Source organism: Parvimonas sp. KA00067, from assembly GCF_001553085.1.
Taxonomy (GTDB): domain Bacteria; phylum Bacillota; class Clostridia; order Tissierellales; family Peptoniphilaceae; genus Parvimonas; species Parvimonas parva.
The window spans coordinates 20,607-46,932 of sequence record NZ_KQ960141.1; the positions used below are offsets into that span (position 1 = coordinate 20,607).

Consider the following 26,326-nt stretch of genomic DNA (forward strand, 5'->3'; position numbering starts at 1 on the left):
TAAATTAATAATGTGTTTATAACTGTTTAATATGGGTGAAATATGAAAAGGAAAAATTTTAAAATTTTTATGTTGATGAGTTTATTAGTTCTGACTTCTTGTTAAACTTTGTTATCTACTTTACCTTTATCACAAGCAGATAAAACCATTGCTGATAAAATTAAAATAGATAAAATTCTTTTATTCTTCATATTGTCTCCTTAATAAGAATTAGTTTTATTTTTGCTTATAATATTAACATTTTTTTCTTTTTTGTTAATAAAAATATTGATAAAAGTAAAAAAATATGCTAATATTATTTTAGAGGAGGTAGTATTTATGATAATTACAACTACAAATAATGTTGACGGATATGAAATTGTTGAGTATAAGGGAGTTATCTTTGGAGAGGTAATTACAGGTGTTAATTTTATAAAAGACTTTAGTGCAGGTCTTAGAGATTTCTTTGGTGGACGTTCATCTTCTTACGAAGAAGAATTAATGGGTGCAAGAGATGAAAGTTTAAAAGAAATTATGCAAAGAGCAAATGAAGTAGGAGCAAATGCTATTGTAGGTCTTAAAATGGACTATGAAATGCTTGGAGCGTCAAACAGTATGATGATGGTTACTTGTTCAGGAACTGCCGTTAGAATTGAAAAAAGATAATTTTTAGGTGTTTTGTTTTTAAAACACCTTTTTGATAGGAATTTATTTTTGAAATTTGATGTATTATACTTGAAATAATTTTAAAAGTTTAGTATAATATAGTCAATAAAGGGGAGTAGCTAATTTTGTTTAGTCGTCAATACGGTTTATCCCGGCTAAGCACCTAACTATTTCAATAGGAAGCAAGACCTTTGTTTAATTTTATTAAACAAGGTTTTTTTTATGCAAAAAAACCTTAAAGGAGGAAAAATTATGTTTTGGTACAATAAGAGTACAGATGAATGTATCAACGAGCTTGGAAGTGATTTAAAAAATGGTCTTTCAAGTGAAAAAGCAAGTGAGCTTTTAGAAAAAAACGGAAGAAATGAATTGAAACAAAAAAATAAAAAATCACTTCTTTCAAAAATAATCGACCAATTTAAAGACCCAATGATTTTAATTTTGATTGGTGCTTGTATTATGTCAGCTGTGGTTGGTGAAATAACAGATGCTTTTATAATCATTGCGATAGTAGTTGTAAATGCAATTCTTTCACTTAATCAAGAAGGAAAGGCTGAAAAGGCGATTGAAGCTTTACAAAAAATGGCAAGTCCTATGGCTAAGGTTTATAGAGATGGAAAGTTACTTCATATTCCTTCTCCGGAAATTGTTGTTGGGGATATTGTTGAACTTGAAACGGGAGATATTATTCCTGCCGATTTAAGACTTATCGAAAGTGTAAACTTAAAAATTGATGAGGCGTCTTTAACCGGAGAATCCGTACCTGTTGAAAAATTTGCCCAAAAAGTTTATGATGGAGAAATGGAAATAGGCGATAGAGAAAATATGGCTTATTCATCAACTATCGTATCCTATGGTAGAGGACTTGGAATAGTTATTTCTACCGGAGAAAATACAGAAATAGGTAAAATTGCAACAACTCTTGATTCTTTTGAAGATGAAGATACTCCACTTCAAAGAAAACTTGCAGGACTTTCAAAGTCTTTAGGGCTTATAACAATAGGAGTTTGTATTGTTGTTTTTATTGTAGGACTTTTATATAAACAACCATTTTTACTTATGCTTTTAACTGCTATTTCTCTTGCAGTTGCAGCTGTTCCGGAAGGTTTACCTGCGATTGTTACAATAGTATTATCACTTGGTATGACTAGAATGGTTAAGAAAAATGCAATAGTAAAGAAACTTTTAGCAGTTGAAACTCTAGGAACTACAACAGTAATTTGTTCTGATAAAACAGGAACACTTACTCAAAATGAAATGACTGTAAAAAAAGTTTTTGTAAATAATTCTGTTTATGATGTAGAAGGGACAGGTTATGAGCCTGTTGGAGATATACTTTTAAATGGAGAAAAAACTAATGCAAAAGAAAATGAAGATTTTATTTCAATTTCAAAGATTGCAACTTTAGTAAATGATGCGAAACTTATTAATGAAGAAAATCTTTATAAAATAGTAGGAGACCCTACTGAAGGAGCATTATTAACTCTTTCTGAAAAAGTAAATATTTCTAAAGAAGAATTAAATATTGCACATAAGAGAATTGCAGAGATACCTTTTGATTCCACAAGAAAAATGATGACAACTTTTAACGAAAATATTTTTGGAGCAAATGTTGTTTCTGCTACAAAAGGTGCACCTGATATTGTAATAGATAATTGCAAATATATTTTGATAAATGGAAAAGAAGAAGAATTTACTTCTGAATTAAAAGAAAAAGTTCTTTCACAAAATATTGAATTTGCCAGAGAAGCACTTCGTGTTTTAGCTTTTGCTTATAGAAAATTTGATTCATTACCTGAAGAACAAACAACTGAAAATATTGAAAGAGATATGGTTTTTGTTGGACTTATGGGAATGATTGACCCTGCAAGACCTGAAGCTAAAGAAGCTATTAAAGAATGTAAAAAAGCCGGTATTATTCCAATAATGATAACGGGAGATTATCTTGAAACAGCTGTTGCAATCGCAAAAGATTTAGGAATTTTAGATGAAAACTCAAAGGCCATTATGGGTCGTGAGTTAAATAAAATGACTGAAGAAGAAATTTGTGAAGTAGTTAAGACTACAAGAGTTTTTGCTCGTGTAAGTCCTGAAAATAAGGTACAAATAGTTAGTGCTTTAAAGAAAAATGGACATATTGCTGCGATGACAGGTGATGGAGTAAATGATGCACCTGCTATCAAGAGAGCTGACATAGGTGTTTCAATGGGAATTACCGGAACAGATGTTGCGAAAAATACTTCAGATGTAATTTTGACTGACGATAATTTTGCTACAATAGTTTCAGCAGTACACGAAGGACGTATAATTTATTCAAATATTAAGAAATTTGTTTCTTTCCTATTATCTTGTAATGTTGGGGAAATTTTGATAGTTTTAGTTTCAATTCTATTGAATATTCCGGTACCATTTATACCGATTCAATTACTTTGGTTGAATTTAGTTACAGACAGTTTCCCTGCTCTTGCACTTGGAGTTGAAAAGGGTGATGAGGATATTATGGAAGTTCCACCTAGAAATCCAAATGAACCGATTTTGGATAAAGATATGATTTACAGTATAATTTCTCAATCAATTGCAATTACCGTTGCTACACTTGGAGCATATTTCTATGGAATGCATCATTATCCAAATCATATTGAAGGAGCAAGAACTGTTGCATTCTTTACACTTATAACTGCAGAACTTTTAAGAAGTTATTCAGTTAGAAGTAGTAGATTTACATTATTCCATATAGGTGTATTTTCAAATAAAACATTGTTATATGGAACTGCTTTATCATTCGTTATGATGCTTGTAGTTGTTTATGTACCATTCTTACAACCATATTTCGATACTGTTTCATTAGGAATAAAAGAATTAGCAGTTGCAATTCCACTTGCATTTGTTCCTTTTGTAGTTGCAGAAATTTCAAAAGTTATAAGAAAAAAATAATATAAAAAAATATTATGAGTAATTTAAACTGACCTTTATGTTTGGAGGTCAGTTTTTTCATGTCTTATCAAAATTAAGAAACGTTTTAATTGATTTTTTATATTAAAAAAATTTATAGATAAGACAAATTTTACTTTAATTATACTTTGTTAGTAAAAAGTAGTTCACCAAATATGTAAAAAACATTCATTTTGCTATAAAAAATAAATTAAAAAATTTTTTAAAAATTGTGTTTTATATTTTATCCATAAGGGTATCTTATATCATAAGTATATAGTTTGGTTTATACGCAAGTAAATTTCTTTTTTTAATAAAAGACATTGACAAATTGTTAAATAAGTTATATACTTAATAATAGGAATAACGATTCCCTAATAAAATTTTTTTGTAAATAAAAAAGGAGGATTTTTTATGAAGACAGATGTGCAAATTGCTCAAGAAGCAAAAATGAAACCTATCAGAGAAGTTGCTGATTACTTAGGATTCCCGGAAGAAGCCATAGAGCTTTACGGAAATTACAAAGCTAAGCTAAATATACACGAATTAAAAGATTATAATGATAGACCAAATGGTAAATTAATTTTAGTTACTGCCATTACTCCAACTCCTGCAGGAGAAGGAAAAACTACAACTGTTGTAGGTCTTGGCGACGGATTAAATAAAATAGGAAAAAGAACTGCTCTTGCACTTAGAGAACCTTCTTTAGGACCGGTTTTTGGAGTTAAAGGTGGAGCTGCCGGTGGTGGATATGCTCAAGTAGTTCCTATGGAAGATATAAATTTACATTTTACAGGAGATTTTAATGCTATTGGAGCAGCAAATAACTTACTTGCTGCAATGTTAGATAACCATATCAATCATGGAAATGAATTAGATATTGATGCTAGAACTATTACTTTAAAGAGAGTTGTAGATATGAACGATAGACAACTTCGTTTCATAGTTGACGGTTTAAATGGTAAAGTTAATGGTGTTCCAAGAGAAGACGGATTTGAAATAGTAGTAGCATCAGAAGTAATGGCTATTTTATGCTTATCAAATGATTTAAAAGATTTAAAAGAAAAACTTGGAAAGATTATAGTTGCTTATAATAGAAAAGGCGAACCTGTAACTGCAAAAGATTTGAAAGCACAAGGTGCAATGGCTGCTTTATTAAAAGATGCTATTAAACCAAATCTTGTTCAAACATTAGAACATACTCCAGCTTTCATTCATGGTGGACCATTTGCAAATATAGCTCATGGATGTAATAGTATTATAGCTACAAAATTAGCTTTAAAATATGCTGATTATGTTGTAACTGAAGCAGGTTTCGGTGCTGACTTGGGTGCTGAAAAGTTCTTAGACATTAAATGTAGATTTGCAGGTTTAAATCCTAATGCTGTTGTAGTTGTTGCTACTGTAAGAGCATTAAAAATGCATGGTGGACTTGCTAAAACTGAACTTGGAAATGAAGACCTTGTTGCATTAGAAAAAGGACTTCCAAACTTGTTAAAGCATGTTGAAAATATGCAAAACTTATTTGGTATTCCATGTGTTGTTGCAATTAATAAATTCCCACTAGATACTGACGCTGAAATTAAGTTAATCGAAACTAAATGTAAAGAATTAGGTGTTAATGTTGTTCTTTCTGACGTTTGGGCTAAAGGTGGCGAAGGTGCAGTTGACCTTGCAAATGAAGTTGTTAAACTTGCTGAAAATGACAAACCGATTAATCAAATTTACGATATTGAAGATTCATTAGAAGAAAAATTAAATAAAATTGTTCAAAAAGTTTATGGTGGTTCTGGTGTAACTTTCTCTCCTGGAGTTAAAAAGAAAATTAGAACTATCGAAGAATTAGGCTTTAAAAATGTTCCTATTTGTATGGCTAAAACACAATATTCATTCTCTGACGACAAGAATAAAGTTGGAAGACCTGAAGGCTTTAAAGTAAATATTAAAGACATAAAGATTGCTGCAGGAGCAGGTTTTGCTGTTGCTTACAGTGGCGATATTATGACTATGCCAGGACTTCCAAAAGTTCCAGCTGCAAATAATATTGATATTACAGATGATGGAAAGATAGTTGGTTTATTCTAGTTAATAGGAGGAATTTATGGAACAAAAAATGTGTGATAAAACCATAAATTTATTTATTCAAGAATTATCAGATAAACAACCTGTACCAGGGGGCGGAGGTGCCTCTGCCCTTGTTGGTGCTTTAGGCGTTGCGCTTTTAAATATGGACGCAATTTATACAACTGGTAATGAAAAGTTTAAAGATGTTGAAGAAGAAATAAAAGAACAAATTAAAAAATACAATGAATTAATTATTTCATTAAAAGAGTTAGTTCAAGGCGATGCTGATGCTTTTTATCCACTTTCTCAATGCTATAAAATGCCAAGAAATACTGATGAAGAAAAGAGATTAAAGAGAGAGGCTCTGGAAGAAAATCTTTATAAGGCTGCTATGATTCCATTACAAATAATGGAAAAATCTTATGAGGCTATTCTTTTGATTGACAGATTAACTGAGATAGGTAATAAAAATTTAATTGGTGATGTTGCAACAGGAGCCGTATTTTTAGAGTCTGCACTTAAGGGTGCAAGTCTTAGTGTTTTTGCAAATACTTGTTCAATGAAAAACGAAGACAATATCAAGATGATAAATGAAAAATCTATGAAATTGTTAAAAGAAGGAACTGAACTTGCTAATAAAGCATTTGAAAAAATCTTTAATGGCTTTTTGAAATAAGGAGATTATTATGACAACAATAATGAAAGGTAAAGAAGTAGCGATAGCTTTAAAAGAAAAAATTAAAGCCGGAGTTGCTGAACTTAAGGAAAAAGGAAAAGTTACTACTTGTGGTTTTATTAGAGTTGGAGATAGAAGTGATTCTATCGGTTATGAAAATGCTGCTATAAAGGTTTTATCTTCTCTAGGTATTGAATGTGTTCAATTCCATTTCCCTGAGGATATTACAGAGGCGAATTTTATAGCTGAACTTGAAAAAATCGGAAATGATGATAGTGTAGATGGATTTTTGCTTTTAAGACCATTACCTGCACATATCGATGATGACTTGGTTGGTATGAAGATTAATCCTAAAAAAGATATTGACGGTGTTAGTCCATATAATATCGGAGAAGTTTTCTATCCTAAGGAAGACAGTTTTATTCCTTGTACTGCTGCAGCAGTTATAAAAATGTTAGAATTCTATGATTTAGAGTTAACTGGTAAAAATGCAGTTGTATTGGGACGTAGTAATGTTATCGGTAAACCGGTTGCAATGTTATTATTAGCAAAGAATGCAACAGTTACTGTATGTCATAGTAGAACTCAAAACTTAAAAGAAGTTTGTAAAAATGCAGACATTTTAGTTTCAGCTATCGGTAAGGCTCATTTTGTTACAAAGGAATTTGTAAAAGAAGGAGCAATCGTAGTTGATGTTGGAACAAATTATGATGAAAACGGAAAGGTAACAGGCGATGTTCATTTTGATGAAGTTTCTGAAATTGCAAGTTTTATTAATCCGGTACCGGGTGGTATTGGCTCAATAACAACTTCAGTTTTAGCTGAAAAATGTTTAATCGCTGCTAGAAAAAAGGTAAAATAAATGGATTATGAAACTGCAATGATAAAACTTAGAGGAGAAGTTTGCAGTGGAATTAAATTAGGTTTACAAAATATAAAAACTCTTATGGAAAAATTAGGAAATCCACAAGATAAATTAAAAATTATTCATATTGCAGGAACCAACGGTAAAGGTTCCTGCACTTCTTTTGTAAATTCTGCCTTAGTTTCACAAGGATATAAAGTTGGAATGTTCACTTCTCCATCTATTTATAATTTTGAAGAAAGAATTAGAATTAATAATAAAAATATTCCTGAAGATAAGTTAATAGACTTGATGAATGAGGTTAGAGAAGTCGCAGAAACAATGGAAGTTTTTCCTGCTGATTTTGAGCTTGTAACAGCTATTGCATTTTTGTATTTTTATAGGGAAAAATGTGATTTTGCGATTATGGAAGTAGGATTGGGTGGCAGACTTGATGCTACAAATGTAGCCCAAAACCCTCTAATAACTTTAATAACTTCAATAAGTTTAGACCATCAACAATTTTTAGGAAATACAATTCCTGAGATTGCTCTCGAAAAGGCAGGAATTATAAAAGAAAATGTTCCTCTTGTTTTGTATTCACAAAGTAAAGAAGCTATGGATAGTATAATTGGGGTTGCTAATTCTAAAAACTCTAAAGTTATTCTAAATGATTTAGAAAAAATTGAACTTTTAGAAAATACAAAAAATGGACAAATAATAAATTATAAAGATTTTAAAGATTTAAAAATAAATTTACTTGGTTCACATCAAATTAATAATGCTACAATTTCACTTGAATTGCTTGAACAACTTAGAAAAATGGGATTTGAAATTTCAAATGAAAGCATTTATAATGGTTTTTCAAGTGTAACTTGGCCTTGTAGATTTGAATTAGTTTCAAAAAATCCTGATTTTATTTTAGATGGAGCACATAATATTGATGGAATAGAAAAATTTATTTCAAGTATGAATTTTTATTATAAAGACAATAAAAAAATTGGAATTTTTGGTGTTTTAGCTGATAAAGATTACAATGAAATGTTAGCTAAAATAGTTCCTTGTTTTGATGTATTCTTAACTGTTAGACCGGATTCTGATAGGGCAATGGAATCTAAAGAATTAAAAGAAAGAATTGAAAAATTAACAGAAAAGAAAGTTTATAGTTTTGAAAATTATCAAGATGCAATAAATAAAGCGATTGAAATTTCTAAAGAAGATGATGTTATATCGGCTTTCGGCTCTTTGTATTTTGTTGGGGAAGTGCGTAATCTTTTGGGAGTTGGTGATTATTAATGGATAAAAAATTTTTAAGAAAAGAAATTCAGGAAAAATTAAAAAAAATATCAACAGAAGATAGAAAAAATTTTGAAGAAATTTTATATAAAAAGTTATTTGAAAATGAAAATTTTAAAAATGCAAGATGTATTGCACTTACAATTCCTTTTGGGACAGAGATAAATACATATCCAATAATTGAAAAATTATTAGAAGAAGGTAAAATTATTTGTGCTCCTATTTGTGAAAAGGAAACTAGAAAGATGCTCTTTTATAAAATAAGTTCTTTAGATGAGTTAGTTGAGGGACATTATGGAATAAAAACTCCACCTGAAATTGAAGAAAATATTATTGAAAAAGAAAATATTGATTTGATTTTAGTTCCGGGTGTTGGATTTGACAAAGATAACTACAGAATCGGTTTTGGTGGGGGATATTATGATAGATATTTAAAAGACTTTAAAGGACATACAATAGCTTTAGCTTTTAAAGAACAAATAATCGAAAAAGTTCCAACAAATGAATTTGACTTGCCTGTTGAGTTGGTAATTACAAATTAACATGAATTTTAAAACAGTTTTGATTTCAAAGCTGTTTTTTCTTGCAAAATTTTTTAAAATAGTATATTATATATACTAGGTAAGTTTTTGAAAATAGGAGGTATATATGATAAAGTTATTTTCTGATATGGGAGCAGATATTCCAGTAGAAATTGCCAAAAAATATAAAATACAAATTTTTAATATGATGGTTACAGATGGCGAAAATGAATATACTTTAAATTCTGATATAGACAAATATAAATTATTTGAAAATATGGCTAAAGGTATTGATTATAAAACTTCACAAGTTTCATATAAAGAGTTTTATGATGTTTTTAAAGCAGAAATTTTATCTGAAAATGAAATTATTTATATTTCTTTATCTTCTGGACTTTCAGGAACTTTTAGTACAGCAAATATGGTAAAAAATGATTTGTTAGATGAATTTCCAAACGCAAAAATTCATATAATAGATAGTTTAGGTGCTAGTTTTGGTTATGGTGCTTTAACTATCAAAGTTGCAAAAATGATTGAAAATAAAGAAAGTTTAGAAGAGATTTTAAAATATATTGATTTTTATAAAAATCATATAAATTATATTTTTACAGTTGATGATTTGACATATCTTTATAGAGGTGGAAGATTAAATAAGGCTAAATTTATTTTAGGTAATTTATTAAATATTTGCCCTATATTAGATATTTCTAAAGAAACAGGAAAGCTTAACTTTTTCGACAAAGTTAGAGGGCATAAGGCTTTTAAGAAAAAAATTATTGATATAGTTAAGAAAAAATCTGATTGCTTAGATAAGCAGACTATTGTTATTTTGCAAGGCGATTGTATGGATAAAGCGAATGAATTAAAAGAACTTTTAACTAAAGAGTTTAATAATTCAGATATTATTATAACCGGTGTAGATGCTGTTATCGGTTGTCATACAGGTCCTAGTATTTTGGCTATGGTTTATTTAGACGAGTTATATGGAAAATATGATAATTTTGAAATTTAAGGGTTAGAAATAACCCTTTTATTGTGAAGTAATAAGGTTGCTACCAACTCTATGCGAAGCATCGTGTAAAGAGTATTTTAATTTTTGGGGAGATGATTAATATTAAACATATTTATGAATTTTTAGTTATTTTGATTTTTTTAGTTTTTGGGACATTTGTAGAAATAATTTTTAAATCTCCTGTTCCGGCGACAATTTTATCGATGTTATTTTTAGTTGTATTATTATATTTTAAAATAATTGAGCTTAAAAAAATTGAAAGAGTTTCAGAGTTTTTGCTTGAAAATATTACATTATTTATGACACCTTTGGTTATTGGTGTTATAGATAAATTTAATTATTTTAATGGGAAATTTTTACAAATATTTTTGATTTTATTTGTAAGTGTAGTCGTATCTATAATTGTTACAGCATTTGCAACTTCTTTTTTAGTAAAAATTTTTGTAAAAGGAGGTAGTAAAAATGGAATTAATGATTAATAGTCCACTTTTTGGAATATTTTTAACTGTTATAACTTTTATTATCGGATATGAAATTCAAACTAAATTGGGATTAAAATTTTTAAGTCCAATGGTTACATCTTCAGTTTTAATCATAGCTGTTCTTTTGATTTTTAAAATTCCTTATGTGAATTACAAAGAAGGTGCTGATATTTTAACTTTTTTTGTTGCTCCTGCAACAGTTGTTTTAGCAATTCCACTTTATAAAAACTTAGATATAATAAAAAAGTATTTTATTCCAATTTTTCTTGGTTGTTTAATAGGAATAAGTGTTGGAGCAATCACTGCAATTATTTTATGTAATATTTTTGGAATAAATAGAGAAATTTTGCTTTCAATGTTACCTAAGTCAGTTACATCAGCAATAGGATATGAAATTTCTAAAAAAATTGGTGCAATAATTGAAATTTCTATGGTATTTATAGTTATATGTGGAATTATAGGATATAGTGTTGGAGAATTGATTTTTAAGATTTTTAAGATTGATGATAAAATTGCAAGAGGAGTTGCACTTGGCTCTTGTAGTCATGTTTTAGGAACTGCAAAAGCAATGGAGCTTGGAGAAGTTGAAGGTTCAATTTCAACAGTTTCAATTTCAATCTCCGGAGTATTAGCAGTTATACTACTACCTTTAATTTTAAATTTTATTTAATGAAAATTAATGAAAAATAACTACCGTTCTGTCGGTAGTTATTTTTTTAAAAATGAAATAAATTCAGTTGAGTTTTTGTTATTTGTAAATAACTTGTAAATTTTTCTTGTATTTTTTTCCAATTCAAATTTGTTTTTTTGTAATTCTGATAAATTTTGTGAGCTTTTGTGTGTAGTTATTATCTCTAAATTTGATTTATTTTTTATTTCTTTTAATAATTCCTGCCCGTTTTTGTTAAATGCAAGGACACTTATATACTCAGGTTCTTTAGAATAAATTTCTTTTACACTGTTATCTATGTTAAGCAGGTAATTGTAAATAAATCTTTTTATTCTAACTTTTTTATATCTTTTACTTTGAATTTTTTCTGCTAATTCTTCTATTGAATTTACGGTAAAAATATTTTTCTTTATCAAATTTAAAATTCCATTTTCATAATTTACAATATTTTCAGGGTTTATTTGATTTATTAAAATATTGTATTTCAATATTTCTAAAATATTTTTTTCATTTGGAAGAATATTGTTCTTTACTGAATTTTTTAATTCTTCAAAAGTATCTTTATCTATAAAATTTTCTATTTTTTCAAAATTATTTTCATAAATTGCTTTTCTGATTGCAGATGCACTTAATTGCTTATTTGAATTATAGTTTTCACTATTATAATTCTCGCCTTTTCTTTTTATAGGGAAAGGAATTATTTTAGAATTTGAAAGAATTAAATTTTTTACATATTCTATTGAAAGAATATTATTTGAAATAAAGAAATTATCCTTAATTTCTAAAACATTATATTTTTTATTTATTTCTATACAAGCATTTTTGTAAGCGACTGCATAACTTTTTCCAAGTTTCATTTCAGAATTTAAAAATTCTTCTATGTCGCTTTTATATTCAAGTTGAAATTTTGCAATTTCTAAAATGTCTTCTTTTTTTTCACATTCAAAGCCAAAACATAGATAATCTACAATATTTAATTTATTTAAAATTGAAATTCCACCTTTTGCAAAATTTTCAGCGCTTTGTAAACTGAAATAAAAAGGAAGTTCTATAACTAAATCTACACCATTTTTTACAGCAAGACCCGCTCTTGTATATTTATCTAAAATCGCACATTCACCACGTTGAACAAAATCTCCACTCATAATTGAAATTACAAAAGTGTCCAATTTGTTTTTTAAAGTATCTATTTGATATTTGTGTCCCAGATGAAATGGATTATATTCAGAAATTATTCCGGAAACTTTCATAAATTCTCCTTTAATTTTTTATTATAAATTTTATTAAGATTATTATATCATATTTTCAATTTAGATAATCTTTAAACGGTAAATATGATGAAATAAATACACTTTTATACAATAACCATAAAACTGTATTTATTATATCATATTTTCATTCAAATAACTTTTCAACTTGAATTAATAATTTGATATAATTTTTTAAGCATAAATTTATCAATATTATGTATCTTTGATTATTGACTAAATACAAAAAAAACTATATAATAAACGTACTGTTTTATAATATTTTTTGGAGGTTTTGTTATGGACATTAGAGTTGTTAGTGAAAGCATTTTTGATATTGAATCAGATTGTATTGTTTACTTTGTTGACAATGCTTTTTCAAGCGAAGATACTATGGAATTAGTTTCTAAAGCCGGAGATAGACTACTTGATGTTTTTAGCAAGATAAGTTCATTTGCAACTGGAGAGTTTAAAATCGTTCCGGCATTTAACCTTAAAACGACTTATGTGATTATTTCTTCAATTCCACAAAGAATTGAAAATGAAGAAGATGAAAAATTTTTGGAAGAAATTTTTTCAAATATTTTATCAGGAATTGAAAAATATGAATTTAACACAATAGCAGTTGATGTTACAAGGCTTTCAAATAGTTATAGTTCAAAACATAGTGAAGTTTTTAAAAGATTTTTAAGAAATGTAAAAAAAGATATTGTAGTTTTTATGTGTAAATAGATTAGATTTAAATTTATGAAAGGAGGAGAATATGAATACTTTATTAGATAGAGATACTAGACGTGCTTTAGAGTATAGTTTTTTGTATTTAAAAGATTCTGTTGCTTTTGATATTTTTATTTCCTCACTTTCAATAGAACAACGTGGTTTTAATGTAAGATTTAGACAGGCAATTTTTAATAAAATCTCTAAGAGTTTAGATGTTTTTTACAAGAATAGAACAGATAGAGAATATATCAAAAGTGCTGTTAAAAAAGTAGTTTATGATGATATTAATCGCTTGGAAATTGTACTTGCCGTTAATTCATATATTTATGGTAAAAAGTCTAATGTTTTTGCAAATGAACTGGAAAATTATTTTTTACTTAATTATCCTGATTTGAAGATTAGTAGAAAACAAAAACTTATAGTTAGAAAGTTGACTTCTAAAGATTATAGATTTAGAAATAGACTTATAAATAATGTTATAGATTATTACAATTTAAATGAAAAGTTTGAAGAAAAAACTAATGATTTTTTCGAAAATGTAATAAAAGACTATATTTTTAATCTTAATAATTATATTGTAAAACAATTAAAGTTGGAATTTCAGGGTAATAGATATTATATTTTACAAAAAGAAAATTTTTTGACAAAAAAAGATTTAGAAGAACTTTATGCACATATAAAAAAAGTATTTATGGAACATTTATGTAAGACTTCAAGGATATTTATATGGTATGGGCTTAATGATAAAGTTACAAGTAGATATAAAAACTAGAGTCAAAAACGTGAGTTTTTGACTTTTTTATGATAGGAGAATTTTATGGGTTATACAGCTTTTTTACTTATGATTATAAATATTTTATCTAAAATTTTAGGATTTTTTAGAGAAATATTATTATCGTATTTTTATGGAACAGGTGAGATAGCAACCGCTTTTCAAATTTCATTTTTAATTCCATATACTATTTTAGGATTTGTAATGTCCGGACTTTCTACAAATTTTATACCAACATATACGTCTTTGTATAAATCAAAGGGAAGAAATGAGTCAGATAGATTTACAAGTAATATTTTAAATATAATTTTTATAATAGGGATTATTGCGACTATTTTAGCTTATATTTTTGCCAGACAAATAGTTTTTATATTTGCTATGGGATATTCTGGAGAAATTTTTGAATTATCTGTTAAATTTACAAGAATTACAATACTTGGAATGTTTGCTCAACTTTTAAATGCAATTTTAAAGGGATATTTGAATATAAAGGGTAATTTTGTTATACCGGGTTCAACAGGATTTTTATATAATATAGTTATAATTGTATTTTTGATTATAAGTTATAAAATTAATCCGATACTTGCTCCGATTGGAGTTGCTACTGCTACAATTTTTCAATATGTTCCATATATTCCTGCAATCAGAGGAACAAAATATAGACATAAGTTTGTTCTAAATTTTAAAGACGAAAATGTGAAAAGACTTTTGATTTTAGCTCTTCCAATAATTTTTGGGGTTGCAGTAAATCAGATAAATATGATTATAGACCAAAATTTGGCATCATTTATTTCTGATAAGGGTATTTCTGTTTTAACTTATTCTACAAGACTTTATGAATTTGTATGGGGAATAATGATTGTTTCAATAACAACAGCAATTTATCCGACTTTGAGCAGACTTGCAATAGAATCAACTGTGAAGTTTAAAGTACAAATAACAAAGACAATTTCAACTATTTTATATCTTGTTATTCCTTCAGCTATTGGAATTATGATTTTTTCTACTGAAATAATAACTTTGATATACAAGAGAGGAAAGTTTGATGAAAATGACGTTACATTGGTTTCAGGTGCACTGTTTTATTACTCTTTGGGACTTATAGGACTAGGAGTTAGAGATGTTTTATCTTCATCATTCTATGCATTAAAGCTAACTAAAATTCCTTTGATAAATTCAATAGAAATGGTTATTTTAAATGTTATTTCATCAGTAATTTTATCAAGATTTATGGGACTTAACGGTCTTGCATTAGGTTCAACTATTGCGTCTTTCTTTGGAGCGATAAATCTTTATATAAAATTGGAAAAACAAATAGGTAAAATAAAGTGTAAAGTTATGTTGAAAAACATATACAAGATGATAATTTCCGTTTTATTTATGGCTATAGGTTCAAAAGTTATTTTTACTGTATTACATTCAAGATTTTCAAACAACTTAAGTTTGCTTGTATCAATAATTTTTGCAGTAATAATTTATGCGACAGTTTCTATCTTGCTTAGAACAAGACAGGCATTAGATATTTTAAGAGCAATAATAAATAAATTAGAAAGTAAAATTGAATAGACTTGACTTTAATTACATTTGTTGATATAATTAGAAAAAAATTAAATATATGCGTTGAAGGAAAAAAACTTTAAGGAAATTTTTAGAGAGTTAGCATTTGGTGAAAGCTAATATTTGATTTAAGGTGGGACACTCCGGAGCTTTTATTTTAAAGAGAGATACCAATAATTAGGGTGGTACCGCGGATTATATTCGTCCCTGCAGTTTGCAGGGACTTTTTTTATACAAGGAGGAAAGATATGGCACAAATGGGAAATTTAAGAAGAACACATATGTGTGGAAACTTAAGAAAAGAAGATGTTGGAAAAGAAGTAATTTTAATGGGGTGGGTTGCTAAGGAAAGAAACTTAGGCTCATTAATTTTTATGGATTTGAGAGATACAACAGGTATTTCACAAATTGTTGTACGAGATACACTGGGAGAAGAAATTTTTAATAGTGCAAAGGAAGTTAGGTCAGAATTTGTTTTAGCTGTTAAGGGGATTGTTTCTGAAAGAGAAAGCAAAAATCCTAAAATTCCAACAGGAGATATTGAGATTGAAGTTAATGAATTTGTAGTTTTAGATACTGCACAAACTCCTCCAATCTATATTAAAGATGACGACAATGCTTCAGAAAATTTAAGATTAAAATACAGATTTTTAGACTTAAGAAAAGAAAGTTTACAAAATAATTTAAAATTAAGAGCAAAAGTTTGTAAAGTAATTAGAGATTTTTATTCAGAAAATAATTTTGTTGAAATAGAAACTCCATACTTAAACAAACCAACTCCGGAAGGAGCGAGAGATTATCTTGTACCTTCAAGAGTTAATCCGGGTAACTTCTATGCTCTTCCACAATCACCACAAATTATGAAACAACTTTTGATGATTGCAGGAATGGATAGATATTTTCAAATAGTAAAATGCTTTAGAGATGAGGACTTAAGAGCTAATAGACAACCGGAATTTACTCAAGTTGACCTTGAAATGAGTTTTGTAGATGTTGAAGATGTTATCGATGTAAATGAAAGAATGTTACAAAAATTATTTAAGGAAATTAAAGGAATAGATATTGAATTGCCAATAAAGAGAATGAAATATGATGATGCAATGGAAAAATACGGAAGTGATAAACCTGATTTACGTTTTGGTTTTGAAATTAGAAATATTACAGATTGTGTTAAAGATGTTGAATTTGATTTATTTAAAAATGCTATTTCATCAGGTGGAAGTGTAAGAGCAATTTCAATCGGTAAATATTCAAAAGAATATACTAGAAAGAAAATTGACAAATTAATAGACTCAATAAGAGATTATGGGGCTAAAAATATTTTCTGGATAAAAATTGTAAATGGTGAAGTAACTTCTTCAATTTCAAAATTCTTAAATGAAGAAATTATTGCTAATATTAAAGAGAGAATGAATGCTGAAAATGATGATTTAATTTTAATTATTGCAGATAAAAATGATGTAGTTTTAAATTCATTAGGAGCATTAAGGGGTGTAATTGCAAGAGAAATGAATTTATTAAATCCGAATGAATATAATTTATGTTGGATAGTAGATTTTCCACTTTTTGAATATGATGAAGAAGAACAAAGATATGTTTCAAAGCATCATCCATTTACACACCCAAAAGATGAGGATATTCAATATTTAGAAAGCAATCCTGAAAAAGTTTATGCAAAGGCTTATGATATTGTAATAAATGGAGATGAGCTTGGCGGAGGTTCAATTAGAATTAACAATTCTGATTTACAAAACAAAATGTTTAAGGCATTAGGTCTAACAAAAGAAGAAACTGAAGTTAAATTCGGATTCTTACTTGAGGCTTTAAAATATGGAACACCACCACATGGTGGACTTGCATTTGGTCTTGATAGATTGATTATGTTACTTGCGGGTACAAATAATATAAAAGATGTAATAGCATTTCCAAAGACACAATCTGCATCCGACTTGCTTACAGAAGCACCTTGCATAGTTTCAGAGACACAACTTGAGGAGTTAAATTTAAAAATTGGAAAATAATATTTATACGAGAACAGAACTTTTAATAGGAACAGAATCACTTAATATTTTGAAAAATTCTAAAGTAATTGTATTTGGAATTGGTGGTGTTGGAAGTTTTAGCGTTGAATCACTTTGTCGTTGTGGAATCGGAGAAATTTCACTTGTAGATTTTGACACTATTGATATAACAAATGTGAATAGACAAATTCATGCAATGTTAAATAATGTCGGAAAATATAAAGTTGATGAAATGAAAAAGAGGATAGAACTTATTAATCCCGATATAAAAGTTAATGTTTTTAAGGAAAAGTTAGATAAAGATAATATTGAAAAATTTAATTTAAAATATTATGATTATGTTGTAGATGCAATAGATACAATTACTTCTAAGATTTATCTTGCAAAATATTGTTATGAAAATAATATAAAAATAATCAGCGCAATGGGAGCGGGAAATAAATTAGACCCTACAAGATTTAAAGTAGCTGATATTTATAAAACTTCGGTTTGTCCACTTGCAAGAGTTATGCGAAAAGAGCTTAAAAGTTTGGGAGTAAAAAAATTAAAATGCGTCTATTCAGATGAAATTTCTGTTGGGGAAAAGATTGAATCTAATGAGAGAAGAAAATCATCACCGTCCAGCATAAGTTTTATTCCTTCAACTTTAGGACTCATTATTACATCAGAAGTAGTAAAGGATTTGATATTATGGAACAAGTAGGATATATAACTAAAATTTTGCCTGAGAATAAGTGTAAAGTTTTGGTTTCAAGGATAAGTGGTTGTAAAGGAACTTGTAAAACTTGTAGTGGTTGTCCAACACCGACTATGCATATAGTTATGAAAAAGACATTGGACGTTGCAGTTGGTGATTATGTAAAAATAGGTGTAGATAGTAGTATTGTTTTAAAATATTCTATTTTTCTGTATGGTTTTCCACTTTTAATGTTTATGCTTTCAATAGTTTTAGTTAATGTGATTTTTCCAAATTTAAAAGGAATAGATATAATTGGCTTTTTAGTTGGAACTGTTACAATGATTTTAGCTTTTTTTGTAGTTAAACTTGTAGATAAAAAATATGCTCATCTATCAACAAAAGCAATGTATATGGAACAAAAAATTTCAAAAAAAGACATATAAATGAAAAGGTCGATTCAAACGAATCGGCCTTTTGCATCTTTTTATTTAATTCTTATAAAATTTTTTGGTTATTATTTAACTCTTGTAAAAACAGTTTCTCCTGCTTCGTCTTTTATTGTAAGTTTATCATCTTTTATTGAGAAAGTAGCTTTTACCTTTTCTCCCATAAAGTTAATTGTTAAATTTTCTCCATCTACTTTATATTTCATTTCCATTTGTTCAGCTTCTTTTTTAGCTTCTTCTCCAGCAAGAGCAGCCACTGACTTCATTTTTTCTAAAAGACTTTCATCTCCAACTTTAATATCCATCTTTTCATCTTTAGTGAATACTAATGTTACTTCACCTTTCACACCTAAGAATTTTAATGACTCTGAGTCAGTTAATTCTTTCATTGCACCACTAGCTTTTCCTTCCGGTTTCCATTGTCCAACTATTGAATTACTTGAAGCTTTACAAGCAACTAATGAAAACATTATTAATAGTGGTAATACAAATAACATAATTTTTTTGAATTTTTTCATAATATGCCTCCCTTAAAATAAATTAAATTAGTATGTTCTAATTTGTAACTATAGTATAACATAAAAAAGTTTATATAGTTATACACTTTTGGGTAGTATTTTAATAATTATATATTTTGTGAATAAATTGATTTTTTTTCAAAAAAATGATATTATAACATAAAGATTATTTTAAAAGGAGGATATTATGAAAAAGATAGATAAATTTTTTGTTAAATTATTTATAAGTTGTATTCTTCTTTTTTTATATGGATTTTTAAGAGATTATAAATTTAGTTCACATATTATAGATACTTTTTTTGCCCAATTTTTAAGTTTAATTTTGTTTTTAAATATAATATTGTGGGGATTGAAAATAAATAAAAGAATATTGAATGAAAATATAAAAAAATATACTCTTAACATTTCATATCTATTGCTATTTTGGGTTTTTGTTCGTGTGTTTAAGTTTCAATACAGTAATATTTCTGTGGATACAACAAGATTTCTTAGATATTGTTATTATATTCCAATGATTTTAATTCCTTTACTTTTTTATTTTATTAGCTTGTGTATTGATAAAGATGAAAATTATGTTCCGAAAATTGTTTTTCCAACTGCTTTTTCAGTAATTTTAATTTTTATTGTACTTACAAATAATATACATCAACTTGTATTTAAATTTAATTCCATTAATGATGGAGATGGACAAAAAGTATTTTTTTATTTCATAATTGCATTATGGATTGTCTTTATTACTACTTATTCGCTTTATATATTTTTAAAGAAATCATATTTTAAAAAGAATATTAGATATAATTGGTTACCGTTTTTTGTGATTTTTCTATGTATTATATATAATATTATTTATTCATTAAATGGTAGTAAAAATATTTTTGGAGTAGATTTTACAGTTTTTATGTGCTTTTTTTGTATATTGCTACTTGAAACTTTGGTTTTTGTTGGAGAAATTTCGTCCAATGATAATTATAAAATATTTTTTAAAGATATAAAACTTCCTTTAACAATAGTAGATAACAAAGCAAATGTTAAATATCGTTCAGATATTGCTGAAAATTTTAGTAAAGATATTATTAAAAGCATAAAAAATGAAAAGATAAATTTAGACGAAAACAATTTGCTTTACACCTTTAAAATTTTAGGAGGAAATGTTCTTTGGCAAAAAGACATTTCAGAGATTAATAAATTAAATGATGAAATAGCTGAAAGTTCAAATGAAATAAAAAATTCTTTAAGTTTATTGGAGGAAAAGTATAGAATAAAATTGCATAAACTTAGTTTGGTGCATCAAAGTCAAATCTTTACACTTATTTCAAATAGTATTTCATATAAAATTTCAAAGATAAAAAAATTATTAAATGATATGGAGGGGAAAGATTATTCCGTTCAAGAAAATATTTTAAAAAATATAAATGTAATTGGAATTTTTGTAAAAAGATTTACAAATATGATTTTAATAAATGAAATTGGAGAAAAACTAACTTCCGGAGAGTTAAAGCTGTCGCTTTTAGAAAGCTCCACTAATCTTGAATTTTTCGACATTTATTGTGTCATTAATATTGAAGATGAAAATATGGTTTATGGAAAGAATGCTCTTTTATTTTATGAGATTTTTGAAAATATTGTTGAAAAACATATTTTTAATATTGATAATATTTTTATTTCATCTAATTGTAAGAAAAAATTTTTTATACAAATTGAATTGAAAGAAGAAAGTTATTTAGAAATTAATTTTGATAGGGTTAAAGAAAAATATGAAAATATAGAATTTGAAATTAACACAGAAACTTTTGGTAAGTTATTATCATATAGTATTTGTGAAAAGGGGGCGAATTCTAATGATTGATAGTATTATGACTACTAATGATTTATTCTTATTTATTAGTTTAATCGCTTTATTGCTTGTTTCGATTATATTTTGTTATGAATTTAAATCAAATTTGAATAAATTTAGAAATATTGCTCTTTTCGTTATATTAATTTTTTTGCTTTTAGAAACTATTATTGCTAAATATCTTAGTGATGTAGCTTTAAAGGGGCTTGAAATGAGTAAATTTTTTATTTTTAAAATTAAAATTTCATATCATATAATTTTCATTTCTATATTAGTCATACTTGCGTTTTTGTTGAAAATGGAAAGAAAAAAAGATACTATTGATAGAAATTCTATAAAAGAGGCTATTGATAATATACCTGTTGGAATTTGTTTTTATGATAAAACTGGAAAATCTTTATTGATTAATAGGGTTATGAATAGAATAATATTTTCTTTTTCAGGAACTTATATTAATAATATAGAATATTTCCTTGCTTTACTTGAAAATAATAAATTAGATGTAAAGAAAATATTTTTTAAAGATTCTATTGCATATAAAATTAAAGGGCAAGTTTTTCTTTTTGATAAAAGTACGATTAATATAAATGGAGTAGAAATTTTTCAAGTTATAGTGCATAACATTACAGATTTGTATGCCAAAACTGAAAAACTGGAAGAGGAAAGATTAAAAATTCAAAATCAAAAAAAATCTCTTGAAAAATTATTAAAAGATATAGTAAAGATAAATCGTTCTAAAGAAATTTTAATTTCAAAATCAAAGTTACATCACGAGTTTGGAAAGTCGGTTTTAGCTACAAAATTATATTTTAAAAATTCTAAAGAGTCAGAAGATAATTTTGAATATATAAATTTTGCTAAAAATCAGTGGGTTGAAGTTATAAGAAAGATAGAAAACAATTTAGCTGAAGAGCCTAAAAGTAATTTATATGATGAATTGGTTTTAGGAGCAAAATCTTTTGGCTGTAAAGTTGTTTTGTCAGGAGATATAAAAGACGGAAATGAATTACCTTATATCTTTATATTTGCACTAAAAGAATCTATAACCAACGCAGTTAGACATTCGAATGCTGATGAAGTAAATTTGAATATTATAAAAAGTGAAAATAAATTATCTGGAATTATCAGAGATAATGGATATAGTGAAGTTTCTGAAATCAAAGAAGGGGTTGGACTTTCTTCACTTAGAAAAAGAATTGAACAAAATGGTGGAACTTTTGAAATAAAAATAAATAATGGCGTAGAACTTCATATCAGTTTGAATTTATCGGAGGATTATTATGATAAAAGTTTTAATTGTTGATGACCAAAGAATGGTTAGAGAAATGATAAAATTAAATTTGGAAAAGCTTGAAAATATAAAAATAGTTAATTCCATTGAGAATGCACAAATGGCTGAAATGTTTTGCTCCAATGGACAAATTGATTTAATTATAATGGATATATGCACTGCTAATGGAGAAAGTGGTCTTGAGGCATCAAGAAATATAAAAAAATATTATCCCAATATAAAAATAATAATTGTAACTTCAATGCCTGAACATAGTTTTATCGAGAAAGCTAAGGATATTGGTTGCGATAGCTTTTGGTATAAGGATTTTGATAAAATTTCCTTTATAGAAGTTGTGGAAAAAACTTTGAATGGAGAAAAAATCTATCCGGATAGAACTCCAACCATTGAAATCGGCTTGGCAAAAAGTTATGAATTTACAAGTAGAGAACTTGAAGTTTTGAGAGAATTGGTAAATGGTAGTACACATTTGGAAATTTCAGAAAATTTGGATATAAGTATAAATACAGTAAAGTTCCATATAAAAAATTTACTTTCAAAGACCGGATATACCAATTCGATGCAATTAGTTATAGATGTTGTAAATAAAAAGTTAATATTACCGGAATTTTAATAGAACTGCAAAGTTCTATTTTTTTGTAAAGATTTAACTACCTAAAAGGGTGTATTAAGAAAAATAAAATTTTGTTAATATAAAATTGTAAAAATGAAATAATGTAAATAAACGAAAGGAGTATGTTATGGGACTTATTAAAGCAATTGCCGGTGCAACCGGTGGAGTATTGGCAGACCAGTGGAAAGAATTTTTTTATTGTGAGGCATTAAATAAAGATGTACTTATGATGAAAGGACAAAAAAGCATTGGTGGAAGGTCATCGAATACGAAAGGAAGTGACAATATTATTTCTAACGGTTCAGGAATAGCAGTAGCTGACGGACAATGTATGATTATTGTTGAGCAGGGAAAAGTTGTAGAAGTATGCGCCGAACCTGGAGAATTTACTTATAACAATTCAACTGAGCCAAGCATTTTTAGTGGTAAACTTGGAGATAGTATAAAACAAAGTTTTGCAACTATTGGAAAGAGATTTACTCATGGTGGAGATACCAGAAAAGACCAAAGGGTTTATTATTTTAATATAAAAGAAATTATAGACAATAAATTTGGAACAGCAAATCCGATTCCTTTTAGAGTCGTAGATAACAAAATTGGATTGGACTTAGATGTATCTATTAGATGTAATGGAGTTTATTCTTATAAAATTACAGACCCGATAGTTTTTTATACAAATGTTTGTGGAAATGTTGCTAATCAATATGATAGAGAAGAAATAGACGGACAATTAAAGACTGAATTTGTCAGCGCTTTACAACCTGCATTTGCAAAAATTTCCGATTTGGAGATTAGACCAAGTTCAATTCCTGCTCATGCAGAAGAATTGTCAGAGGCTATGAATGAGGTTTTAACTAAAAAATGGAATGAACTTAGAGGAATTTCAGTTGTGTCTATTGCAATGAATCCTATAACATTACCTGAAGAAGATGCAGATATGATTAAACAAGCACAAAGAAATGCTATGTTTAGAGATCCGACTATGGCAGCTGCAACTCTTGTCGGAGCACAATCAGAAGCTATGAAATCTGCTGCAAATAATCCTAATGGAGCTATGATGGGCTTTATGGGAATGAATATGGCAGGACAAGCTGGTGGAATGAATGCACAAAACTTGTTCCAAATGGGGCAACAAAATTCAGGGGCGCAAGTGCAACAAAATGCTCAGCCTCAACAACAGCAACAAGCTCCAAATCCAAATGAATGGAAATGTAATTGTGGAACTGTAAATAGTGGAAAGTTCTGTTTAGAATGTGGAACTCCAAAGCCTGAACCAAAAGGAAATTGGACTTGTAGTTGTGGAGCAACAAATTCTGGAAAATTCTGTGCAGAATGTGGTAGTCCTAAGCCACAAAATTCTAAATTTAAGTGTAACAAATGTGGTTGGGAACCTGAAGATTCATCAAATCCACCAAAATTCTGTCCGGAATGTGGCGATGTGTTTGACGAAAATGATAAAATTTAATTTGAAATAATTAAAATAAGAGGTGATATTATGTCTGATTTAACTGATTATAAATGTCCTAGTTGTGGAGGAAGATTTGAGTTTGATAGTGCAAGTCAACAGATGAAATGTCCTTATTGTGATGCTGTTTGTGATATAGAAACTCTTGAAAAACTTGAAGAAGAAAAACAAGCCTCAAAAGGAACGGCTTGGGAAAAAACTTCAACAGAAAGTTTTGATAATGCCGATGGTGTTAAAACTTTTGTTTGTAGTGCTTGTGGTGGAGAAATAATTGGAGATGACACATTAGCTGCTACAAATTGTCCTTTCTGTGATAATCCCGTTGTTATTGGAGATAAAATTAGTGGTGAATTAAAACCTGATTGTATCATTCCTTTTAAACTGGATAAAAAATCTGCAAAAGAATCTTTGAAAAATTTTGTAAATAGTAAAAAATTTGTACCAAAAATATTTAAAGATGAAAATCATATTGATGAAATAAAAGGTATATATGTTCCATATTGGCTATTTAAGACTGATGCTAATGCAGATATTTCCTTTGATGGAGAAATAGTAGAAAGATGGTCTGATTCTGAATATGATTATAAGAGTGTAGATTATTATAAATTATTGCGTGAAGGATATATGAATTTTGAAAATATTCCAATAGACGGTTCAAGTAAAATTGAAAATGTAATTACAGAGTCTATTGAACCTTTTTATAATGAGGAATTGACTGATTTTAAAATGCCGTATTTATCAGGATATCTAGCTGAAAAGTATGATGTTTCTTATGAGGATTGTACTGAAAATATAAATAGTAGAATATACAGTAGCGTTGAAGAATATTTTTTAACAAGTACTAATGATTATAAAAATGTAACTGTTAGAGAAAAAAATATTGAATTAAGTGATGCAGAAGTAAAATACGCTCTTTATCCGGTTTGGTTTTTGAATACTTCTTGGAATGGAGAAACTTATACATTTGCTATGAATGGGCAAACAGGTAAATTTGTTGGAAGTCTGCCTTTAGATAAGACTGCATTTTGGAAAATGGTATTAATCTTATGGCCAATATTTAGTGTGATAATATACTTTATTGCAAACTTTTTTAGATAGGAGAAAATTATGAAAAATAAATTTTTACTTGTTTTAACCTTAATTTTTTCTATGATTTTACCGTCTTGTGTATTTGTATCTTTTTCCTCAATGGCTACTCAGGAAGAAGAAACTTATATTTTAGATGAAACTGGCACACTAAAAGAAAATGAAATATCAGAACTGAATAAAACTTTAAAAGAAATTTCTTCAAAATATAAAATAGGAACTTTTGTAGCTTTAATTGATAAAGAGGCAAAAATTACGGCTAAAGGTTATATAAAAGAATTTGAAACTAAAGATAATATAGTTTTTGTAATTTCAAAAAAAGATAGAAAATGGGCAATAGAAGCTTCTGGAAAAGGGAAAACAAATTTTGATTCCTATTGTCAAGAATATACTATAGAAAAAATAAAATCATATTTATCAAAAAGTGATTATTTCGAAGCTATAAAAGAATATAACAAAAATGTTGAAAAATTTTTAGAAAAAGGATCAAAGGGCGAACCATATTCTCAAAAAAATAAAATAAAAGAGAATAATTTGCTTTGGATAGCAGGCTCTTTAGTTGCAGGATTTCTAATTGCTTATGGAATTGGAGCGTATTATAAATCACAATTAAATAATGTTCATAATGAAACATCAGCTAATAATTATATTTTGGATTCAGAAATTACAAATAAAGATGATGTATTTATTAGAAATGAAATCACAAAAACTGCAAGACCTAAATCTTCAAGTAGTTCAAGTAGTGATGGAGATTCTTCTGACGGAAGTTTTTAAAATATATGTTACAAAAAAATCTGTGTTTTGATACACGGATTTTTTTAATTTTTATTCCAATAAATCCAAATTTTATATGAGCTTATAGCTGATAAGATAAATAGTATAGATTTTATTAAAATAAATATAAAATTATTTTTATGTGGCTAATTTATTCTTGCA

Annotated in this window: 24 protein-coding genes; 22 read left to right on the top strand and 2 right to left on the bottom strand. The window is 27.5% G+C overall.

Annotated elements, in window-relative coordinates; translation table 11 throughout:
- The first annotated feature begins 318 nt into the window (after nt 1-318).
- From HMPREF3181_RS00690 to HMPREF3181_RS00735, 10 genes are all read left to right on the top strand, one after another.
- Nucleotides 319-645 (top strand): heavy metal-binding domain-containing protein, encoded by a 327-nt coding sequence (locus HMPREF3181_RS00690; RefSeq protein ID WP_068472012.1) that lies wholly within the window; start codon nt 319-321, stop codon nt 643-645.
- Between the two features lie 252 nt (nt 646-897).
- Nucleotides 898-3,579, top strand: a complete 2,682-nt coding sequence (locus HMPREF3181_RS00695) for a calcium-translocating P-type ATPase, PMCA-type (protein ID WP_156435973.1) — start codon at nt 898-900, stop codon at nt 3,577-3,579.
- Nucleotides 3,580-3,990: 411 nt separating this feature from the next.
- A complete protein-coding gene (locus tag HMPREF3181_RS00700) occupies nt 3,991-5,661 on the top strand; it encodes a formate--tetrahydrofolate ligase (protein WP_068472016.1) in 1,671 nt (556 codons plus the stop codon).
- A 16-nt stretch (nt 5,662-5,677) separates the two neighbouring features.
- Nucleotides 5,678-6,316, top strand: a complete 639-nt coding sequence (locus tag HMPREF3181_RS00705; protein WP_068472018.1) for a cyclodeaminase/cyclohydrolase family protein — start codon at nt 5,678-5,680, stop codon at nt 6,314-6,316.
- Between the two features lie 10 nt (nt 6,317-6,326).
- On the top strand, nt 6,327-7,178 hold the full coding sequence (locus HMPREF3181_RS00710; RefSeq protein ID WP_068472021.1) for a bifunctional 5,10-methylenetetrahydrofolate dehydrogenase/5,10-methenyltetrahydrofolate cyclohydrolase: 852 nt from the start codon (nt 6,327-6,329) through the stop codon (nt 7,176-7,178).
- A complete protein-coding gene (locus HMPREF3181_RS00715; RefSeq protein ID WP_068472023.1) occupies nt 7,179-8,456 on the top strand; it encodes a bifunctional folylpolyglutamate synthase/dihydrofolate synthase in 1,278 nt (425 codons plus the stop codon).
- Nucleotides 8,456-8,998, top strand: coding sequence for a 5-formyltetrahydrofolate cyclo-ligase (locus HMPREF3181_RS00720; protein WP_068472025.1), 543 nt, complete (start codon nt 8,456-8,458; stop codon nt 8,996-8,998). The genes HMPREF3181_RS00715 and HMPREF3181_RS00720 overlap by 1 nt, the downstream gene beginning before the upstream one ends.
- Before the next feature lie 106 nt (nt 8,999-9,104).
- Complete coding sequence (locus HMPREF3181_RS00725; protein ID WP_068472027.1) at nt 9,105-9,989, top strand: DegV family protein; 885 nt, start codon at nt 9,105-9,107, stop codon at nt 9,987-9,989.
- A gap of 92 nt (nt 9,990-10,081) precedes the next feature.
- Nucleotides 10,082-10,468: a CidA/LrgA family protein gene (locus tag HMPREF3181_RS00730; RefSeq protein ID WP_068472029.1), complete on the top strand. Its 387-nt coding sequence runs from the start codon at nt 10,082-10,084 to the stop codon at nt 10,466-10,468.
- Nucleotides 10,452-11,141, top strand: a complete 690-nt coding sequence (locus tag HMPREF3181_RS00735) for an LrgB family protein (RefSeq protein WP_068472031.1) — start codon at nt 10,452-10,454, stop codon at nt 11,139-11,141. The genes HMPREF3181_RS00730 and HMPREF3181_RS00735 overlap by 17 nt, the downstream gene beginning before the upstream one ends.
- A 38-nt stretch (nt 11,142-11,179) precedes the next feature.
- On the opposite strand, the gene HMPREF3181_RS00740 is transcribed toward HMPREF3181_RS00735, so the two are convergent.
- Nucleotides 11,180-12,391 carry a tRNA(Met) cytidine acetate ligase gene (locus HMPREF3181_RS00740; RefSeq protein ID WP_068472033.1) on the bottom strand — a complete coding sequence of 404 codons (1,212 nt, stop codon included), beginning with the start codon at nt 12,389-12,391 and terminating at the stop codon, nt 11,180-11,182.
- A 297-nt stretch (nt 12,392-12,688) separates the two neighbouring features.
- Between HMPREF3181_RS00740 and HMPREF3181_RS00745 the strand changes: the two genes are divergently transcribed.
- From HMPREF3181_RS00745 to HMPREF3181_RS00770, 6 genes are all read left to right on the top strand, one after another.
- Nucleotides 12,689-13,120, top strand: coding sequence for a macro domain-containing protein (locus HMPREF3181_RS00745; protein ID WP_068472035.1), 432 nt, complete (start codon nt 12,689-12,691; stop codon nt 13,118-13,120).
- A 31-nt stretch (nt 13,121-13,151) separates the two neighbouring features.
- Nucleotides 13,152-13,880 (top strand): hypothetical protein, encoded by a 729-nt coding sequence (locus tag HMPREF3181_RS00750; RefSeq protein WP_068472037.1) that lies wholly within the window; start codon nt 13,152-13,154, stop codon nt 13,878-13,880.
- Between the two features lie 45 nt (nt 13,881-13,925).
- Entirely contained in the window at nt 13,926-15,446 is a 1,521-nt protein-coding gene (gene murJ, locus HMPREF3181_RS00755; protein ID WP_068472039.1) for a murein biosynthesis integral membrane protein MurJ, read from the top strand.
- A 239-nt stretch (nt 15,447-15,685) separates the two neighbouring features.
- The gene (gene aspS / locus HMPREF3181_RS00760; protein ID WP_068472041.1) at nt 15,686-17,458 is read left to right on the top strand and encodes an aspartate--tRNA ligase; all 1,773 of its coding nucleotides are present in this window, start codon (nt 15,686-15,688) and stop codon (nt 17,456-17,458) included.
- The gene (locus tag HMPREF3181_RS00765) at nt 17,448-18,161 is read left to right on the top strand and encodes a tRNA threonylcarbamoyladenosine dehydratase (RefSeq protein ID WP_068472043.1); all 714 of its coding nucleotides are present in this window, start codon (nt 17,448-17,450) and stop codon (nt 18,159-18,161) included. Before aspS ends, HMPREF3181_RS00765 begins: the two co-directional genes overlap by 11 nt.
- Complete coding sequence (locus tag HMPREF3181_RS00770) at nt 18,149-18,580, top strand: SoxR reducing system RseC family protein (RefSeq protein WP_068472045.1); 432 nt, start codon at nt 18,149-18,151, stop codon at nt 18,578-18,580. The genes HMPREF3181_RS00765 and HMPREF3181_RS00770 overlap by 13 nt, the downstream gene beginning before the upstream one ends.
- Before the next feature lie 71 nt (nt 18,581-18,651).
- Here the strand turns inward: HMPREF3181_RS00770 and HMPREF3181_RS00775 are convergent, their stop codons facing one another.
- On the bottom strand, nt 18,652-19,101 hold the full coding sequence (locus HMPREF3181_RS00775; protein WP_068472047.1) for a hypothetical protein: 450 nt from the start codon (nt 19,099-19,101) through the stop codon (nt 18,652-18,654).
- A gap of 187 nt (nt 19,102-19,288) precedes the next feature.
- Here HMPREF3181_RS00775 and HMPREF3181_RS00780 point away from each other — a divergent pair, with 187 nt between their 5' ends.
- The 6 genes from HMPREF3181_RS00780 (at nt 19,289) to HMPREF3181_RS00805 (ending at nt 26,164) form a co-directional block, all read left to right on the top strand.
- Complete coding sequence (locus HMPREF3181_RS00780; RefSeq protein ID WP_068472049.1) at nt 19,289-20,947, top strand: histidine kinase N-terminal 7TM domain-containing protein; 1,659 nt, start codon at nt 19,289-19,291, stop codon at nt 20,945-20,947.
- The gene (locus tag HMPREF3181_RS00785) at nt 20,940-22,238 is read left to right on the top strand and encodes a sensor histidine kinase (protein WP_068472051.1); all 1,299 of its coding nucleotides are present in this window, start codon (nt 20,940-20,942) and stop codon (nt 22,236-22,238) included. The genes HMPREF3181_RS00780 and HMPREF3181_RS00785 overlap by 8 nt, the downstream gene beginning before the upstream one ends.
- Nucleotides 22,216-22,839 carry a response regulator transcription factor gene (locus HMPREF3181_RS00790; RefSeq protein ID WP_082713855.1) on the top strand — a complete coding sequence of 208 codons (624 nt, stop codon included), beginning with the start codon at nt 22,216-22,218 and terminating at the stop codon, nt 22,837-22,839. Before HMPREF3181_RS00785 ends, HMPREF3181_RS00790 begins: the two co-directional genes overlap by 23 nt.
- A 127-nt stretch (nt 22,840-22,966) precedes the next feature.
- A complete protein-coding gene (locus HMPREF3181_RS00795; protein WP_068472053.1) occupies nt 22,967-24,304 on the top strand; it encodes an SPFH domain-containing protein in 1,338 nt (445 codons plus the stop codon).
- Nucleotides 24,305-24,334: 30 nt separating this feature from the next.
- On the top strand, nt 24,335-25,402 hold the full coding sequence (locus HMPREF3181_RS00800) for a TFIIB-type zinc ribbon-containing protein (RefSeq protein WP_068472055.1): 1,068 nt from the start codon (nt 24,335-24,337) through the stop codon (nt 25,400-25,402).
- A 9-nt stretch (nt 25,403-25,411) separates the two neighbouring features.
- Complete coding sequence (locus HMPREF3181_RS00805; RefSeq protein ID WP_068472057.1) at nt 25,412-26,164, top strand: TPM domain-containing protein; 753 nt, start codon at nt 25,412-25,414, stop codon at nt 26,162-26,164.
- Nucleotides 26,165-26,326: the final 162 nt, after the last annotated feature.